The 17,913-nt window shown below is 55.7% G+C and carries 12 protein-coding genes; 7 read left to right on the top strand and 5 right to left on the bottom strand.

Annotated features, from left to right (window positions below; genetic code table 11):
- Positions 1-506: 506 nt before the first annotated feature.
- Positions 507-3,092: a glycoside hydrolase family 3 C-terminal domain-containing protein gene (locus RBB76_RS12205; RefSeq protein WP_429631780.1), complete on the bottom strand. Its 2,586-nt coding sequence runs from the start codon at positions 3,090-3,092 to the stop codon at positions 507-509.
- Between the two features lie 246 nt (positions 3,093-3,338).
- Between RBB76_RS12205 and RBB76_RS12200 the strand changes: the two genes are divergently transcribed.
- The 3 genes from RBB76_RS12200 to RBB76_RS12190 all read left to right on the top strand — a co-directional run bounded on the left by RBB76_RS12200 (position 3,339) and on the right by RBB76_RS12190 (position 5,472).
- On the top strand, positions 3,339-4,121 hold the full coding sequence (locus tag RBB76_RS12200; RefSeq protein ID WP_429631782.1) for an ATP-binding cassette domain-containing protein: 783 nt from the start codon (positions 3,339-3,341) through the stop codon (positions 4,119-4,121).
- A 63-nt stretch (positions 4,122-4,184) separates the two neighbouring features.
- On the top strand, positions 4,185-4,964 hold the full coding sequence (locus RBB76_RS12195; RefSeq protein WP_429631784.1) for a sulfite exporter TauE/SafE family protein: 780 nt from the start codon (positions 4,185-4,187) through the stop codon (positions 4,962-4,964).
- 70 nt (positions 4,965-5,034) lie between these two features.
- On the top strand, positions 5,035-5,472 hold the full coding sequence (locus RBB76_RS12190; RefSeq protein ID WP_429631786.1) for a DUF971 domain-containing protein: 438 nt from the start codon (positions 5,035-5,037) through the stop codon (positions 5,470-5,472).
- A gap of 41 nt (positions 5,473-5,513) precedes the next feature.
- On the opposite strand, the gene RBB76_RS12185 is transcribed toward RBB76_RS12190, so the two are convergent.
- Positions 5,514-6,095: a TIGR00730 family Rossman fold protein gene (locus RBB76_RS12185; RefSeq protein ID WP_429631788.1), complete on the bottom strand. Its 582-nt coding sequence runs from the start codon at positions 6,093-6,095 to the stop codon at positions 5,514-5,516.
- Positions 6,096-6,229: 134 nt separating this feature from the next.
- The gene (locus RBB76_RS12180; RefSeq protein WP_429631790.1) at positions 6,230-6,574 is read right to left on the bottom strand and encodes a hypothetical protein; all 345 of its coding nucleotides are present in this window, start codon (positions 6,572-6,574) and stop codon (positions 6,230-6,232) included.
- A gap of 308 nt (positions 6,575-6,882) precedes the next feature.
- On the opposite strand from RBB76_RS12180, the gene RBB76_RS12175 reads away from it, so the two are divergent.
- From RBB76_RS12175 to add, 4 genes are all read left to right on the top strand, one after another.
- On the top strand, positions 6,883-9,678 hold the full coding sequence (locus RBB76_RS12175; protein WP_429631792.1) for an ATP-dependent helicase: 2,796 nt from the start codon (positions 6,883-6,885) through the stop codon (positions 9,676-9,678).
- A 42-nt stretch (positions 9,679-9,720) separates the two neighbouring features.
- Positions 9,721-9,876, top strand: coding sequence for a hypothetical protein (locus RBB76_RS12170; RefSeq protein ID WP_179636514.1), 156 nt, complete (start codon positions 9,721-9,723; stop codon positions 9,874-9,876).
- A 201-nt stretch (positions 9,877-10,077) separates the two neighbouring features.
- Entirely contained in the window at positions 10,078-11,559 is a 1,482-nt protein-coding gene (locus RBB76_RS12165; RefSeq protein WP_429631794.1) for an amino acid permease, read from the top strand.
- A 44-nt stretch (positions 11,560-11,603) separates the two neighbouring features.
- On the top strand, positions 11,604-12,644 hold the full coding sequence (gene add / locus RBB76_RS12160) for an adenosine deaminase (protein ID WP_429631796.1): 1,041 nt from the start codon (positions 11,604-11,606) through the stop codon (positions 12,642-12,644).
- A 307-nt stretch (positions 12,645-12,951) separates the two neighbouring features.
- Here add and RBB76_RS12155 read toward each other — a convergent pair whose 3' ends face one another.
- Together RBB76_RS12155 and RBB76_RS12150 are read right to left on the bottom strand one after the other, a co-directional pair.
- A complete protein-coding gene (locus RBB76_RS12155) occupies positions 12,952-14,718 on the bottom strand; it encodes a PAS domain S-box protein (RefSeq protein WP_433963551.1) in 1,767 nt (588 codons plus the stop codon).
- 405 nt (positions 14,719-15,123) lie between these two features.
- Positions 15,124-17,799: an AMP-binding protein gene (locus RBB76_RS12150; protein WP_429631798.1), complete on the bottom strand. Its 2,676-nt coding sequence runs from the start codon at positions 17,797-17,799 to the stop codon at positions 15,124-15,126.
- Positions 17,800-17,913 lie beyond the last annotated feature (114 nt).

The following is a 17,913-nucleotide window of genomic DNA, read 5'->3' as shown; positions in this document are numbered from 1 at the left end:
CTCGAGGAATGTGTGACAGATAGGACGGAGACTTCATCACTGAACACCTTCTAAGAACCGTGAAGATCTATGGCGCTGACTGCGGATGCAAAGCCCAGTCAAGTGCAGGAATTGACATGGGTTGACAGCTAAGAACCGGGAATCTACCACGATCCGCGGATGATTCGCAAACGCGCGACTAGCGGCTCTTATTTTCTACGGATCTGAGCAGTCACCTATCCGGTTGTGCCTCAATACCTTGATCGCGAAGATTTATGGCATGCGTGTTTGGAGGGTACTGTACAACTCTCCGAAGCCATTTGCCAGAGTGGAACACATAAATTTCCAAAAAATATGGTCCCGTAGTCGCCGCTCCGCCAGGTTTGTTGACCAGCTAGGATTGTCTTCACCCTTGTGGAGATGGGCGCCGTTGATTAGGTTACCCGCAACCGTTCGCCGTGGTGGCGAACGGTTGCCGGCCATCTTGCCCATCCTTCGACATGCTTATAGGCGGCCTTTTTACCTGATTACTCGCTAACAGAGGCCGTCAGAGGTTTTGCGATTTGGATCGTCATCTTCTGTCGGATGTCTTGTGACGAAGCGCCCAGGCTAAGATCGTATGCGCCCGCATCTGCTCGCCAGTTTGAAGTTTTGACGTCGAAGTAACTGAAGCTGCGAGGTTCAAGAGTAAACGAGACATGTTTGGTCTCCCCTGGTTGCAGAACGACCCGTTCAAATCCCTTTAATTCTTTAATGGGGCGCTCGATCGCGGGGGCAGCCGGGCCGACGTAAAGTTGGGCCACGGTCGCGCCTAAACGATTTCCAGTGTTTGTAACATCACACGTTACTGTGGCATGGCCGTCGACTGACGGAGCGCTCTTTAAGTTACTGAAAGAGAAGGTCGTGTAGGAGAGGCCGAATCCAAAAGGATACTGGGGGGCTACGTGGTTATGCTCGTAACCGCGATAACCCACGAAGATACCCTCTCGATAGAAGACCTTATTGGTGCCGGGGTCTGGATAATAGCTGCGATAGCTGGGATTGTCCGTGATCTTCTTTTCCCAACTAATGGGCAGGTGACCGGATGGATTGTCTTGTCCGAAGAGAAGTCGGGCCGCTGCAGTGCCCCCCTCTTCTCCGGCGTACCAGGTCTCGAAGATGCCTTGAACTTTATCTTTCCAGTTCGAAATATCGACGCTACCGCCGGAGGTGATGAAGACGATTGTCTTCTTCCCGAGGGCTGTGATTTGCTGGATGAGCTGCTCCTGTCCGACGGGAAGCTCGAAGGTGCGATCTCCCCCCTCAGATTCGGACGACGCGTTGAAGCCTACTGCAAGGATGACCGTGTCCGCGTGAGAGGCCATCTCGAGGGCATCCTTCTCTACGATCGTGCTAAGAGGAGCGATGCCGACGCGCATGCCGGAAACGGATCCGATCTGCTGAGAAAGCTGCTCCAGAACCACTTTGTGAGGGGCCGGCGTCAACTCCAAAGTGGCCTGGTTGAGGATGTACTTTGGGACTACGGAACTATCAAAGACGATCGCATCATCGACCAGAAGCCGATATTTCCCGTCGGTCTGGACAAAGATAGCAAACTTACCGGCGTCGGTCGGGGTGTAATACCCGGTCCAACGACTACTCGTGGTGGTTCGCACGTAGGGGGACGCACTCCTGTGCGAAGTGAGAGCGTTCAGCTCCTGCTCTTCGGGCTCTCGGCGCGTGGAACCGGCGGTGAGCATCGCTGTTTCCGTAACGGTGCCCGTGACGTCTCCTTCAAGATTCGCTTTTGCGAAGGTGATGTGCGTGACCCCCGGGGTTGTGCCCTGCGCATCAGTCGTAAAGCGCGTCAGACGCGACATCTGGTTAACGCTACGGAGACCACGAGCGTAAAGAACTTTGGTTTGGGGCCCAACGTAGTTACTGACGCCGACCAAGAGATTCGTATTCGCAAAACTGACGACCTCACCGCTGCCGCCTCCGGTAGTGACGGTCTGGTTTGCCGTCGGTCCAATGACTGCGATCGTCTTGAGAGTATCTTTGTCGAGAGGAAGAGCGTTGTTGTCATTCTTAAGCAGGACAGCACCTTCAAGCGCAGCCTGCAACGACGCCGCGCGACCGGCGAGATTGTAGCGAGGTATGTTGGTGTCCAGCTGTGGCCTGTCGAGCCAGCCAAAGTCGACCGCAACGCGGAGAATTCGACGCACCTTCTCATCGATCTCGGCCTCGGTAATGGCGCCGTCTTTCAGCAGCGGAAGCAATTTCTCTCTGGAGTAGTAGACGCCGAAGGGCATCTCAAGGTCGAGGCCCCCTTTGACGTCCGCCGCACTATCGTAGGTAGAGACCCAGTCCGACATGATGACGCCGGGAAAGTGCCATTGATCCTTTGCAACGTCGACGTTAAGACGCCGGTTCTGCGTCATGTGTTCACCATTTGTGATGTTGTAGGAGTCCATGATGGCGCCGACCTTTGCGGTCTTAACGGCAGCCTCAAAGACGGGCATGTAAATCTCCCGTAAGGTCCGTTCGTCGATGACTGAGTCTGAATCGTGGCGTAGATACTCGGAGTTGTTGCCCAGGTAGTGTTTGACGGTTGCTGAAACACCCTCCTGCTGCACGCCCTGGATATAGCCGACGGCGATTGCGCTGGCGAGGAAAGGATCTTCGCCGAAGTATTCGAAGTTGCGGCCGTTCATCGGAGCCCGATAGATGTTTACACCCGGGCCCAGGAGGAATGCCGCGCCGCGAGAGCGTGAATCACGACCAAGCTGCTGGCCGATGCTCACGGCAAGCGCCCTGTCCCACGAAGCTGCGAGACCGATGCCTGCGGCATAAGCGATCGTTGGTGCTGGAATGTGCGCGCCCACAGGACCGTCCGCCATTTGGAAGTAGGGAATACCTAACCGCGGCACAGCATGAGTTCGGAAGGGTGTGTCGCCGCCGATGAGATCAATCTTTTCATCGAGCGTCATCTTAGCAAGAAGATCGTTCACGCGTTTGTCCACAGCTTGTGGGTTGTTGCCAATGAACTGCGCGAAACCTGGCAGACTTGTCAGAAGTAGTGCGCCAACCACGATGGCGCGGTTTGTAGGAGCAGGACATTTGCGCATGAACATTTAGGAGGACTCCGGTCTAAGTGATAGTTCCCAGTAGAATCTTGACGTTTCTACAGGAAGGGAAACATCTGATATTTCCTCCCGAGAAGTATATCGATAGGTGTTTGGGTCAAGATCTCACTGCAAATATAAACAACTTTGAAATTCAACTTTTGCCCGCATTGATTTAGAGATCAAACTCCATACTTGCGAGATGCGGCGTACCCGCACATACGCTTTGTGAGCCGTGGATGCTACTATCCGGCTATGTCCAAGAATGAAGCGGTAGCATTGGTCGAGGCTCGAGGCTTGGTGAAGGAGTATGGGAGGGGACACCGAGTTGTGGACGACGTTTCGTTTGTGATCAGACAGGGAGAGACGTTGGGATTAGTAGGTGAATCCGGTTCAGGAAAGAGCACTGTAGCGCGCCTTTTGTTGCGGCTGGGAGAACCTACTGCTGGTGAGGTGTGGTATAGAGAGCAGGATTTACTGTCCTCGACTTCACGCGAGACGCGAAAAATGCGGCGACGCATGCAGATCGTATTTCAAGATCCCTACGCGGCGTTGAATCCACGGATGCGGGTGAAGCAGATTCTCACTGAGCCATTTGAGATTCATGGGGAGAGACCATTTGAGGGTTTGGTTTCTCGCTTGAAAGAGATGTTGCGGACGGTTGGTTTAGACGAGTCGGCGCTTGAACGGTTTCCCCATGAATTTAGCGGCGGGCAACGACAGAGAATTAATATTGCGCGTGCGTTGGCGCTCAGACCCGAGTTTGTGGTGCTGGATGAGCCGGTGAGTGCGCTCGATGTAAGCGTGGGCGCTCAAGTTGTGAATTTGCTGCGGGACTTACAAAGAGAATATGGACTTACCTACTTATTCATCTCGCATTCCATGCCCCTGGTGCGGTATTTGTGCGATAGGGTGGCGGTAATGCAGCGCGGGCGCCTGGTGGAGTTGGGGGAGTGCGAACAGGTTTGCGATACGCCGCGACACGAATATACGCGTCGGCTGATTGCGGCGACTCCGGAGATGCCAACAGCAGTGTGAAACCTAAGCGACGTGAAACTACCAGTCAGACGGTCGACCTGGACTCGATACAATGGAAGATGGATGATCTCGAGTCTTGGTTCACATTGGCATTACGTATGGCTCGTCACGGCGTCATTTATCGCTGGTGTGATGAATGCGATGGCGGGAGGCGGATCGTTCGTATCCTTTCCGGCTATGCTGGCAATCGGCGTGGCCCCTATTCAGGCAAATGCGACAAATACGGTCGCGCTATGGCCCGGACAACTAACGTCGGTCGCTGCATTACACGAAGATCTAAGGCGGGATCTTTTGCCGGTTGTATGCGCGGCTTCGGTTCTCGGCGGTGTAAGCGGCGCGATCGTACTGCTCCATACTAGGCAAATAACGTTTTTGCATATGGTGCCTTGGCTTCTGCTGGTCGCTTCCCTGTTGTTTGGAATCAGTGGTCCGGTGTCGCAATGGCTACGAAAACGATCGACTGCGCCTCATATCAAGAGAGCACCTGCTCTGGCGCCATTGTTTTTTGTTCTACTGCCTGTGTGCTTTTACATCGGCTACTTTGGTGCTGGAGCTGGATTTTTGATTATGAGCGCGCTGGCCCTATTCGGAGTAGAGGAGATGAACGCACTGAACTCGCTCAAGGTGCTAGCCGCGTGCTTGTCTAACTTCTGCGCTGTGATCACTTTTCTGTTCAGCGGCGCAGTAATCTGGCGTTACTGCCTAATCTCAATGATATTCGCCGGCGTTGGCGGATATGTTGGGGCACAATATGCCCGGCGAATGAATCCGAATGTGCTGCGTACTATCGTTGTGATTACCGGATGCGTGATGGCTGCTTATTTCTTCTGGAGAGTTGGCTGATGGACGGTGTAAGGGTGAAGGTATCTGAAGGTGTAGTGAAGATATGGGGACCGCAGAGGGAGAACGCGCTATGAGTCACGAGGGAATTCGGATTGTCAGCCAGGAGCAGGCGCGGCGGGAAGACGCAGAGCACGAAGAGATGCCGTCAAGCGCGATCACTCCGGCAAAAGTACTGGTGAAGAAAACCGAGGGAACTGGCGTCGAGATCGAATGGAAGGACGGGCACAAGAGCGCGTGGAACTTCGTGTGGTTGCGAAATGCATGTCCGTGCGCTACATGCCACGAGGATCGGGAGAACACTGGCAGGCTACCGGGCGAAGCGAAAGTTAAAGACCAAACGCTGTTAAAGCTGTATGAAGCTCCGGTGAGACCGATGGAGGTGACACCCGTAGGAAAATATGCGATTAGGTTCAAGTGGAACGATGGACACGAAAGTGGAATCTATTCCTGGGAGTATCTCCGACGGGTGTGCCGCTGTGACGACTGTATGACAAAGCAGGGGTTGTAGGAGAGGGGAATGAGTTCTTGACAATTCCCAGCCCCTGACCCTTACCGAGAATCAGTCAAGTTCCCCGTGGAAGCTCCTCGTTCGTCTAATTTCAACATCACAAGTGCCTCTTCAACGGTATCGGCCACGAGAAGGAGGCCGCGGTTCTTCGCCTTGAGCATTCCTTCCTCTACGCAGTGGTCAAGAAAGGTGAGGAGCTTATCGTAGAAGCCATTCGTGTTCAGCAAGACAATAGGTTTACTGTGGAGTTTAAGGGTGTGCCAAGCGAGAACTTCGAAGAGCTCTTCGAAGGTACCGAAGCCTCCCGGCAACGCGATGAACGCGTCGGCCTTTTCTCCGATAAGCGCCTTGCGTGTGTGCATGGTGCTCGTGATGTGAAGTTCCGTGATGCCGTGGTGGGCAACTTCGAGATCTACCAAGACCTCAGGAATAACGCCGACAACTTTACCGTCGGCTGCCAGGGCTGCCTCGGCCACAGCCTGCATCAAACCAACATTGGCGCCTCCATAAATCACGCCGATGTTGCGAGTGGCGAGAGCGTGACCCAGGTTCTCGGCGGCGACTCGATAGGAAGAATGAAGACCATTGGAAGAAGCACAGAAGACAGCGACGTTGCGAATCATATGATGAGAATATCAAGGGTTTTGCACTATAAACCTCTAAGACAGACACCATGCGATGTTAATTAGGAGCCGCTGGCCGACCGGGAGCTTGGCGTGAACGCGGTCGGCCTTTGAGGGCAATGTCGTAAGACTTCTTAGCGGATTGCGATCGTAGCGCCGCTATGATCCTTAATGACTTCTTCAATGAGCGATCCTACCGCATGGTTTGGAGTAGCGCTGTTGGCAACGATGCGTGTTCCCACTGGAACTTCGAGGTTAACCAACTTGCCGGGCTCAAGCGTCATCGGCTTATCGCCGACCAGGATCTGCAAAGGAGTAACGGTGTCGTTGCGAAGGTTCAGTTTAACGTTATTAGTTTTCGTCTTGCCGAACATCGCATGAACGGGAGATGAGATGCTTGCAGGAGCCGCGTATATGGCCGGAACTGCACAAAGAGAGGTAGCGACGACTGCGACGGTCAAAAAATTGTGACGTTTCATACTGCGCTCCGTTACTTCAAGATTTCGACTGAAGTTCTCTGCCATGGATCAGGGAGCCCGTCGTTAATTGAGTTACGCATATAAGACGTAATCCGTTCCGCAATATTCCCGAAAATCAGTTTTGATACTCGATTTTAATCGTACTGTCCTAATCGACTCGCTTCGTGTCCACGAGTGGACAAGCTGTTCGCAAATGAACAATAAAATCGCGGGGTTTGGATTGCCTTCTAGAGCGCATAGAGAGCTCGTTGCGGAAGAGCTTAAAATAGATATCGGAGTGTATGAAGTTGAGTCGACTTTTAGAAAATATGAATCCTCAGCAACAGGAGGGAATACGGTCGGTGGACGGACCTGTGCTTTTGCTGGCGGGTGCTGGATCTGGCAAGACCCGGGTCATTACACATCGCATCGCCTACCTTATTGAGGAACGTGGTGTGCCCGCGGACGCCATTCTCGCCGTGACTTTCACAAATAAAGCCGCTAAAGAGATGGCAGAACGAGTGGATAAGATTTTGGGTCACAGCAGTCTGACGAAACCCGTGCTGGCTACGTTTCACAGTTTCTGTGTGCGAGTGTTGCGGCGGGATATTGAAGCGCTTCGCGTAGGAGGAGTTGGTCTGACCAAAACCTTCGCGATCTACGATGAGACGGATCAGCAGGCGGTGGTGAAGCAGGCATTGAAGCGTCTCGCGATTGATGACAAATCTCTGAAACCGAGAGTTGCGCTTGGGCGAATCTCCTGGGCCAAGAACCACATGATTGACCCGCAGGAGTATTTTCTTGCGAGCACTAATCCCATGGAAGAGAAGATCGCTCACATCTTCGAGATCTATAAGAAGGAACTTTTTAAAGCGAATGCACTAGACTTTGATGATCTGCTTCTGGAGACCGTCCGGCTACTGAAGTCCTCCGGAGAAACCCGAGAAAGATACAACCGCCGCTACAAATATCTTTTGATCGATGAGTATCAAGACACAAACCGGCCTCAATATGAACTAATGAAGCTGCTGGCCGGTCCTGACGCTAACGTCTGCGTAGTAGGGGATGAGGACCAGTCAATCTACAGCTGGCGTGGCGCAGACATAAAAAACATATTGGAGTTTGAGAAAGATTTTCCCGAAACAAAGACGATACGACTTGAACAGAATTACCGTTCAACGCAAGTAATTCTGGAAGGAGCGGGCGCAGTTGTAGCGCAGAATACTCAGCGCAAAGGCAAAAATCTTTTCACCACGCGAGAGGGTGGCAGCCTGATTGGCTACTATGAAGCTCCTGACGGTGAGAATGAAGCGCTGTTTATTGCCGATAGAGTCCAGCGATATCTGAGGGAAGCTGGCGGACAGGTCGATTTGCCGAGATGTGCGGTCTTATACCGAACGAACTCTCAGTCTCGCCTCGTGGAAGAGGCGCTGCGCCGGTACCAGATTCAATACCACATGGTGGGCGGATTCAGCTTTTATGACCGAGCCGAGGTAAAAGACATTCTGAGCTACCTGAAGCTGGTGCAGAATGTGCACGACTCAGTCGCACTGGGAAGGGTGGTGAACTCTCCGCCTCGAGGAATCGGGAAAACAACCATGGAGACGCTCGAGAGAATGGCCCTATCGGCCGGTATGAGCACTTGGGACGCGATAGAGCGCGCCATCGAAGATAAGCTGCTACCTGCGCGCGCATTGCAGGCTTTGAATAGCTTCAGACGGCTGATTGACGATGCACGGGCGATGTTGGGTCCCGGGTTTGCAGAGAAACTCGCTGGGGATCTTGCGCCTGACAACGACATTTCGCCGCTTCCTGGGACAGTTGAAGATCTCGAGGTAGATGTTTCGTTTGGTTTTGGGGAAGCGGACTCTGGGCCAGAACCCGAGGATACGAGCTCGAATGCTTCCTTCGACACAAGCTTCAACTTCGGGTTCGACTTTGGCCCTAGTGAAGAGATTTCCACGATTGCAGCTGAAAACTCTTCAGACTCGGACGCTGCCCACGGAATCGACTCAACGAATTTCAATCCATTCGCACCCGTAGTCCTCAAAAGATCCGCAAGTACGACAGTGGAGAGGGCTGCAGAGATCAAAATGGCGGACGAAAAGCCAGCGTTTCGCAAACCGGGGGATGCAGCAACGCTGCCGGAACTCATTAAGTTTCTGAACGACCGAAGTGGATACATTCGAGCGCTCGAAGAAGAAGCGACCCCGGAGTCTTTTTCGCGAATCGAGAACCTGAAGGAACTCGCAAACGCAGCGCAGGATGCACAAGAGCGCGGCGAGACGTTGCATGAGTTTCTGGACCATGCAGCGCTGGTTAGCGATGCAGACAGCTACAGCGAAGAAGCCAGAGTGACGCTGATGACTTTACACGCGGCCAAAGGTTTGGAGTTTCCGTTGGTTTTTTTGACCGGTATGGAAGAGGGGCTTTTCCCGCACTCCCGGACGCTGACGGATCCAACCGGACTCGAGGAAGAACGTCGGCTTTGCTATGTCGGAATGACGAGGGCGATGGATACGCTGATCATGACCCGAGCTAGATATAGACGACGATATGGAAGCGATATGCCGGAAGCGAGCATCGCTTCGCGATTTCTGGAAGAGGTCCCAAGCCGCCTTGTGGAGGATCTGGGCAGTCCGCCTGCGCGGCCTCAGTTTTCCGGATCAGATTATGGTTCAGCGTACGGTGGTGCGTATGCGACTCCCTACCCCAAGACGAACAGGTTCGGCCGTCCTAGCGGCGAAGAGAACGAGCGGCAGTACAGCTATGAAGATGAGGACCAAAGCGGGGAGAGAGTCCAGACGAGAGCTCCTGGCCTTCCTGGAGTGAACAATCGACCTAGGTATGGCTCCAAGACCGCTGCACCGGGACAGTCGATGGACAACATTGCCAGCTTCTTTGCTGCACGCGGACAGAAGATCTCGCGTCCGAAGTTAGAGGTTCAAGAACAGTCCGGGAAGACTGGGCTGAGGCAAGGCACGCGGGTTAGGCATCCCAAATATGGCGAAGGAATTGTGTTTCGTCGCGAAGGCGACGGGGATGACGCGAAGATTACAGTACAATTTCAACAGCATGGCGTAAAGAAGCTGGTGGAGAAGTTTGCCCAGCTGGAACGCCTCTAGAGTTTTGAAAAATCGCAATTATAGAAAGATTGGCAAAGATACATGGCGAACACCAAGAGCATCACAGACACACAGGAACGCAAGAAGGTAAAGCGCGCAGCACGGAAAGCCGCACCAGCGAAGGGTCCGCGCACCGGCGCCCGTGGCGAGAACAAGCAGAAGGTCAAGAAGGCGGCTCGTGGTCAGAGCAAGCGGTAGCTGATTTCTAGTCGGAGCCGCTTGGCAGTTGTTGCCCCTCGGCTCCGACCGGAAGATCAATACTTCTGAAATCGCATTGTGTAGTCGGAAACGCCCCGCACCAATCATTCGTAAGCAGGAGCGAGCGCGCTGGCCAGGCAAATCTTTGCAACCAAGTCGATCGACAAGCTGATCTCTGAATCGGAGAGGCCGGAGCACGCGTTGAAGAAGACGCTGGGTCCGGTCTCGTTGACTGCACTAGGTATTGGCGCGGTCATCGGTTCAGGCATATTTACGGTCGTAGGAACCGCGATTGCAGGTGAGAAGTTCGACACCACCTCGATCCTGCGAGCGCCGGTGTTGGACTATCTGATCCATCATTCGGCGCTGGCAGGCCGACCTGGTGCTGGACCTGCACTCGCAATCTCACTTGTGTTGGTTGCGATTGTCTGTGGTCTCACTGGACTCTGCTATGCAGAACTTGCGTCTATGATCCCGATAGCGGGATCAGCTTACACGTATACCTATGCGACGCTGGGAGAGCTTGTTGCCTGGATCATCGGATGGGACCTGATCCTGGAGTATGCGGGCAGTAACATGGCCGTGTCTGTTGGGTTTGCCGCGCATATGGTGGATCTGCTGGACTGGTTCGGCTTCCATCCGGCGCTGCGCTGGATCTCTCCTGCTTTTTTGCCGGGTGGGCTGCAGGATCTTCAGGGCCACGACTTGTATCCACCGGGTTGGCACTTCGGCTTTGACTGGCCGGCGTTTCTGGTGGTCATGCTGCTTACCGTGGTGTTGGTGCGCGGGATTCGGGAGTCAGCCAGGACTAACAACATCATGGTGCTGTTGAAGCTCGCCGCAATTCTGCTGTTCATCTTCGCTGGCGCGCATTTCATCAAGCCGACGCTCTATCATCCTTACTCGCCGAACGGCTGGTCGGGCGTTCTGACAGGTGGTTCGATCATCTTCTTCACCTATATCGGGTTCGATTCGGTGTCGACCGCGGCGGAAGAGTGCAGGGACCCTCAGAAAGATGTTCCGATCGGGATCATTGCGACTCTGGTCGTCTGCACAATCCTGTATATCGGTGTGGCAACGATTCTGACTGGGCTGGTGCCCTGGCAGAGCATGGTGGATGATGCAGCTCCGGTGGTGAATGCGCTGAAGAAGCTGTCGCTGCAGCCTGGAGGACATAGTCTGCACTGGGTGAGGCTGGCGGTGCTGTTGGGCGCAATGATGGGGATGATCTCGTCGATCCTGGTGTTTCAGCTAGGGCAGTCGAGAGTGTGGTTTGCCATGTCGCGTGATCGGCTGCTGCCTGCGGTGTTTGGGAAGGTGCATTCGCGGTTCCGGACTCCGGCGGTTGCGACCTGGGTGGCTGGAATCGTGGTCGGAGTTCCGGCTGGGCTGCTCGATATCGGGACGCTGACGGATCTGTCGAACATCGGGACGCTGTTCGCGTTTGCTCTGGTGTCGATTGGGGTGATCATTCTGCGGTATCGCGAACCGGAGAGAAGAAGGCGCTTTCGGGTTCCGTTTGGTCCTGTAATTCCGGTGCTTTCGGTTGTGTTCTGCGTGCTGCTGATGATGGGATTGCCGATCATCACGTGGATGCGGTTCTTCGTGTGGCTTGGAATCGGGTTGATGATCTACTTCTTCTACAGCCGAAAGCGGAGCGAGTTTTACGTACCTAAAGTTTAGGCATGTCTGCGCAACGAGTCTTGTAACGAGTCTAGGATAGATAGATGGCGCGCAAACAGACGAAACAAGACGCTGAAATAGACGTAGTTGAGTGGCTGCGAAAGCTGCCGAAGGTCGAGCTGCATCTGCATCTGGAAGGAACGATTCAGCTCGATACGCTGCTGGAGTTGAGCAAGCGGCATGATGCGGAGCCGCTGACGGTTGAAGAAGCGAAGAAGCTTTATGTTTACGAGAATTTTCTCGGTTTCATGGACTCCTTCAAGGCTGTCTCGGCTCGTTTGAAGGGGCCGGACGACTATGAGTTGATTACTTACAACATGATTCGGGACCTGGCGGCGCAGGGGGTGGTTCATGCCGAGGTGTATATCTCATTCGGGATTATCTATTTCTGGAAGAACCAGGAGGTCGAACCGTACGCTGAGGCCATGGAGCGTGGGCGGGTGCGGGGCGAGAAGGATTTTGGGACGACCGTCTATTGGCTGATCGATGCGGTGCGGCACTTTGGGGCGGAGGAGGCTGTAAAGGTGTTTCGGAAGGCGGCCGAGTTGCGGAAGCTGTATCCGAGCATTATCGGCATTGGGATCGGTGGGGATGAGGCGCGGGGGAGTGCGGATCTCTTCAAGGAATCGTATGCGGAAGCGAAGGCGACCGGGTTGCGGCTGACGGCTCACGCGGGCGAGACGATCGGGCCGGAGAGTATCTGGGCGGCGATCAACATCGGTGCGGAGCGGGTTGGGCATGCTCTTTCGGCTCAGCACGACGCGGAGCTGCTGGAGGTGCTGGCGGAGAGACAGATTCCGCTGGAGCTGAACGTGACCAGCAACATTCGGACTGGCTGTTGCAAGAGCTTTGACGAACATCCGGTAAAGCACTACTTCGAGTCGGGGCTGATGGTGACGATCAACTCAGACGATCCTCCGATGTTCGGGAGCAATCTGCTCGAGGAGTACGTGTTGGTGCAGAGCCGGTTCGAGTTTTCGCTGGAGCAGATGCGGGAGCTGGCGGCGAATGCGGTAGAGGCCAGCTTTTTGCCACCGGAGCGGAAGCTGGATCTGCTGCGGCGGGTGGAGCAGTACGGGCACTGATTCCTGGGAGTACCCCCCCCCTAGTACGCCGGGGATAAAGTCTTTAGATTAAACGACTTAGCGGGTACCATTCCGCGCAAAAACCTCATTCCAAAGGGGTTACGTCCAAATTCTTCCAAGCAAAGGGGTTACGGGCGGTGTCCTCCTTTCAAAACGAAACTGCCCCGGTTTAGACCGGGGCTCTTTGTGCACTGTATCCAGTATAGCGGTTGGAGCATAACTCATACGCCACGCGAATCTACTGGATTGGCGCGGGTTTTGTGGACTTTGGGGCTTGACAACATCCAGGCCTGAAGGGGATTTCGCGCTAATTTTTATGGTTGTTCAAAGCGTGGTCAGGCACCGGCATCGTGAAACAGAACGTTGTTCCCGACCTATCGTCGCTCTGTGGCCAGAGACGACCGTTATGTAGTTCGATGATGGAACGACAAATTGGTAGTCCCAAGCCCATACCATGTTCTTTGGTTGTATAAAACGCGTCGAAGATTTTGTCCTGATCTAAAAGGCCAACACCGTTGTCCTGCACTTCAACCCTAATTGCCCCTTGACCATGAACCCTTGTTCGCACAGCCAATACACGCGGACCGTCAATCAGGGAGTCCATCGCGTCAAATCCGTTGATGCACAAATTGACCAGGACCTGCTGTATTTGTACACGGTCGCCCCACACTTCTGGCAGTTCGGGTGCCAGATCGATTTCTACGCCGATACTCCTTTTCGTTGCCTCGCTGCGAATGAGGTTCAGGACCTCCTTTGCAACTTCATTGATATCGAGTGGTACTTTCACCGGAGCCCCACCTCTAAAAAGATTGCGCACTCGTTGCACGACGTCGCTCGCGTGGTAGCCACAGTCCAAGACCTCCCGAATAAGATCGCGCGCGTTTGGGATGTCGACGCAGTCGTCCGAGAGCGCCTCAGAACACATGTGCGCATTGGCTATGATTGCGGTCAACGGCTGGTTGATCTCGTGCGCGATCGATGCGGACACTTCGCCAAGCGTAGCTATCTGGGATGCGCGGGCAAGTCTTTCTTCCAACCTTTGCACTGACTCCAGCGCGAGTTTGGTAGATGTGATGTCCATTGCCGCGCCTATGTACTGAAGCTCGCCGACTTTATCATGGACTGGTTTTCCCAGCACGTGGACGAACTTGACAGACCCATCAGGCAAAACAAATCGGTGTTCGAAGTCCAAATCCGCGCCATGTTTCGATGAAGTTTCCATGATTTCCTTTACGGTGGCCCGATCTTGCGGATGAATCCGTTCATGGATGAGCTGTAGAGTCGGTTTCAAGTTCGGATCCACACCGGCGATTCGAAAGGTCTCTTCCGACCAGACGATCTCCCCGCTGAGAACGTTCCAGCCAAAGCTGCCGGTATGGCTTATCCGTTGAGCTGCTGCCAGATAAGACTCACTCATCCGCAGCGCGTTTTCGTTCAGTCTGCGCTGTGTAATGTCGCGAACAAAGATGACAGCAGCGCAGTTGTTGCTTGTAACGACTTTGCCGAATGCAACTTCGGCAACGAATTCGCTCCCATCCCCACGAAGGCCAGTCGTCTCGGTTACAGACGGCGTATCGTAGTTGCGAATCTGCGGCAGAAAACGAGCAAGAGATTGTCCGATGATGTCACCTGCCGAGTAGCCGAAGATTGTTCGCGCGGATGGGTTGGCCAGCAAAATTTCGCCGTAATGGCCGACGGAAAATATCCCATCGAGGGCTGTCTCAGAGATGACCTTATGCTGCTCTTCCACCTGGCGGCGAGCTTCGTCTCCACGCTGCTTGGCTGCGATGACCAGATTGATCGATACAGCAGTGACTATAAAAGCCGCGAGCCGCGGATAGGTGGAACGTTCGACCGAGAATTGGAAGTGAGGAGAGAGGAAGAAATAAACGAAGATCAAGATGGAGAGACCGACCGAAAAGATGCCAACTCTTTTCCTCCCATACAGGCTGCAAATCACGACAGCAAGGTGAAAACAGGAGGACGGAGCGCCTGCAATCCACGACAAGATCGCCGCGGCGGTGCACACAGCTATTGCAAACAAATAACCTTGGAATTTAGTGGCCTGATTCATTTGTCAGTAGTTCCATCTCGCTGGTTACCTTGTAGGAACTTTGAAAACTTTTTCTCCTCTGACTTTGACTCCCGCGGGCCGGGATTTTATCCGGGATTGTTTGGGAGAGGGGCAACTACGATTGCAGAATCTAATAGGAATAAGGCGATGTAAAAGCTCCAACGAGTAGGAGCATGGCGCTTTTCCAATAACTCTCTGTTTTTCTTGAAGTTGCCTCGGGGCGGCCGACCGATTTGTGGCATTTATCATACCGCTAAATCACTGGGATCGCCCCCCGAGGGATCGACTCCAGCCAGCGTGGAGCCATAGGCCGTTTATCGATGAACAGGCCGGAGACCCACCGCCCAGGTCTCGAGAGGTAGAGTTCGCTTCTCGCTCCGATTTTTTTCATCACGATAAGAGCTCTTATCGATGGTGTTCCGGTAATTCGCTTACTTTTGATTGATCTGTCGCGAGGAGGGCTTTTACTTCGGCTTGGAGGCGGGCGGTGATGGCGGCTTCGTTTGCGTCAGGGGGGAAGAGGATGGGTTGGCCTACGCGGGCCTGAAGGGTGCCGGAGCGGAACCAGCGGCGTTTGCGGGTTTTGAGTTCGCCGAGGCCGCGGAGCGCCATGGGGAGGACCGGGACAGAGGATTGCTTGACGAGCAGGCCGATGCCGGGACGGAATGGGGCGAGAGTGCCGTCGGGGGAGCGGGTGCCTTCGGGGAAGATGACGACGTTGAGGCCACGGTCGAGCGCCTCGCCTGCGTGGGCGAAGCTGCGCTGGAAGTCGCGGCGGCGTGGGAGGGGGAAGATGTTGAATAGCGCTGTGATGAGCAGCCAGGCGGGGGGGCCGAGGGGGTTGAGCCAGTGGCGGTTGCGACCGTGGCGAAGGTCTTCGAGCATCTCGCCGGACATGGCGGCGGCGGTGTGGAGGCGGATGGCGCGAGGGAGTGCGTAGAGGAGGAGGGGCAGGTCGTAGGTGGTGATGTGGTTCGCGATGATTAGCATGGGGCCGGTTGTGGTGATGGGCTTCGCGGCTGGTTCGGAGTCGACCTGCGGTGCGGCGAGGAGCCAGACCAGAGGGAGAGTGATGCACTCGACGAAGGCTGCGCGGAGGAGGCTGATGGGTCGTGACCAGGGCCAGTGGGGGTAGATGTGGGTGGCATGCGGAGGCAGTTCTGATCTGGATTGGCTCTGGATTTTGGAGTTCTGTGTGGTTGAGATGTTTTGGGTGGAGTGGTTTAGTTTTGCTGATTGAAGGATGGTGTCGGGTTCTGGGTTGTCTGGGTGGGTGATCAGGTGGCGGAGTTGATTGAGGGTTTCGACGCTGTCGAAGTCGGTGGGGTTGAGGGCTGTGCCGAGGCGTTCTTCGAGCGCGGCCATGAGTTGGACGCGGCCGAGGCTGTCTAGGCGGAGGTCTTCGGCCAGGCGGAGGTCTTGATTTTGAGTTTCGCTTTCGGTGGGTAGGCCTTCTCCGGTGATGCGGGCGATCAGGGCGAGGAGCCAGTTGGTGCCTGCGGTGGCTGAGGATCTTCCGTCGTTTGCTTCCCTGCTCGCCAGCCAGGTGGCGACGGCTGAGCGTTTGATTTTGCCTGTGGAGGTTCGGGGGAGATCAGGTTCGGGCCAGACGGCCCAGCGGCGGATGCGTTGGAACTCGGCGAGGCGGGTGTTTGCGCTTTGCAGGATGGCGGGGGCGCGGTCGGGGTTGGTGCGTAGGGCGAGGACGGCGCATGGGTCGGGGCCGGTGGGGGTTTCGATGGGCACGACGGCGCAGGCGGCTACGTCGGGCTCGGGCTCGAAGGCAGCCTCGAGGTCTTCGGGATGGAGGTTGACGCCGGTGGCGGTGACGATGGTCTCGCTTTTGCGGCCGAGGAAGCGGAGCTCTCCGGTGGGCTGGGCTTCGGCGAGGTCGCCGGTGGCTAGCCACTCGTCGGTGCGTTGCTGGAGGGCGCCTCGGGACCATGTGGCGGGGGAGATCATGGGGCCGCGGACGAGGACTTCGCCGTCGGGTTGGAGCTTGACCTCGCGACCGGGGAGGGGTTTGCCCATCGTGCCGCGAGCTACTTTGAAGGGGTGGTTGAGGGTGATGAGGGCGGAGGTTTCGGTCATGCCGTAACCCTGCACGAGAACGAAGCCGAGGGCGTTCCAGAACTGCTCGACGGGGGCGGGGAGGGCGCCGCCTCCGGTGACGAAGGCCCAGAACTTGAAGCCGAAGGCGGAGTGGATGTCGCGGAAGCGCCACCAGCGTTTTTGGGCGGAGATGCCTTTGGCGGACTCGATGCGGGCGGGGAGGGTTGGGTGTTCGGCTTCGAGGTGGGTTTTGAGGAGGGCTAGGACGCGGGGGACTCCGGCTAGGACGGAGATGCGTTCGCGGCGGATGGTTTCGATGAGGCGCGGGGCGTTGAGGCGGGTTTCGAAGTGAACTTCGGCGGCGAAGATGGCGGGGACCCAGAGGCCCATCATCTGGCCGAAGACGTGGCTCAGGGGGAGGGTGTGGAGGAAGCGGAGAGGGTGGACGATGCGCTCGTAACGCATGTAGGGCTGGGCGGCGAGGCGGATGGGTTCGAAGCTGGAGAGGATGTTGCCGTGGGTGTGGACGATGCCTTTGGGGTCGCCAGTGGTGCCGGAGGTGAAGAGGATCTGGAGGGGCGTGTCGTGGGAGAGGGTGGGGATGGGGCCGGCTTCTTGAGCGGGTAGGGTGGTGGGCCAGTCTTCGAAGGCTAGTTTCGGAAAGTCGTTGGGGAGGGTTTGGAGGAGGGCGGCGTCGCCGGTGATGAGGGCGGGTTTTACGTCGGCGGCTACGCGGGCGGCGAAGTCGGGGGTGCCGTAGGCGTCGAGCGGGACGGCGATGACGCCGCGGAGGATGCAGGCATGGAATGCGGCGACCCACTCGGCGCTGTTTTGCGCCCAGAGGATGAGGCGGTCGCCGGGCTGGAGGTTGTAAGTGGCTAGGAGCGCGGCGAAGCGTCCGGCCAGGGTTGCCAGCTCTTCGTAGGTGGTGATTTTGCGGCGGTTGCCGGTGTGTTGGACGATTGCTTTTTGGTGGCCGAAGGTGCGGAAGTCGTCGAGCAGGGTGGCCAGATGGGGGCGGATGGGCATAGCAGTCGGCTAGTTCAAGATAACCTACTGCGGTTAGGTGCGCCCTGCGCGGGCGGCGGTCACTTCGTGACTTGTATACCCCTTCGGTTGGCGCTCCCGTTGGTCGCGATGGGA

Source organism: Tunturiibacter psychrotolerans (assembly GCF_051013365.1).
Lineage (GTDB): Bacteria > Acidobacteriota > Terriglobia > Terriglobales > Acidobacteriaceae > Edaphobacter > Edaphobacter psychrotolerans_A.
The sequence above is the reverse complement of the archived record's forward strand: the minus strand, read 5'-3'. Positions and strand labels throughout refer to the sequence as shown.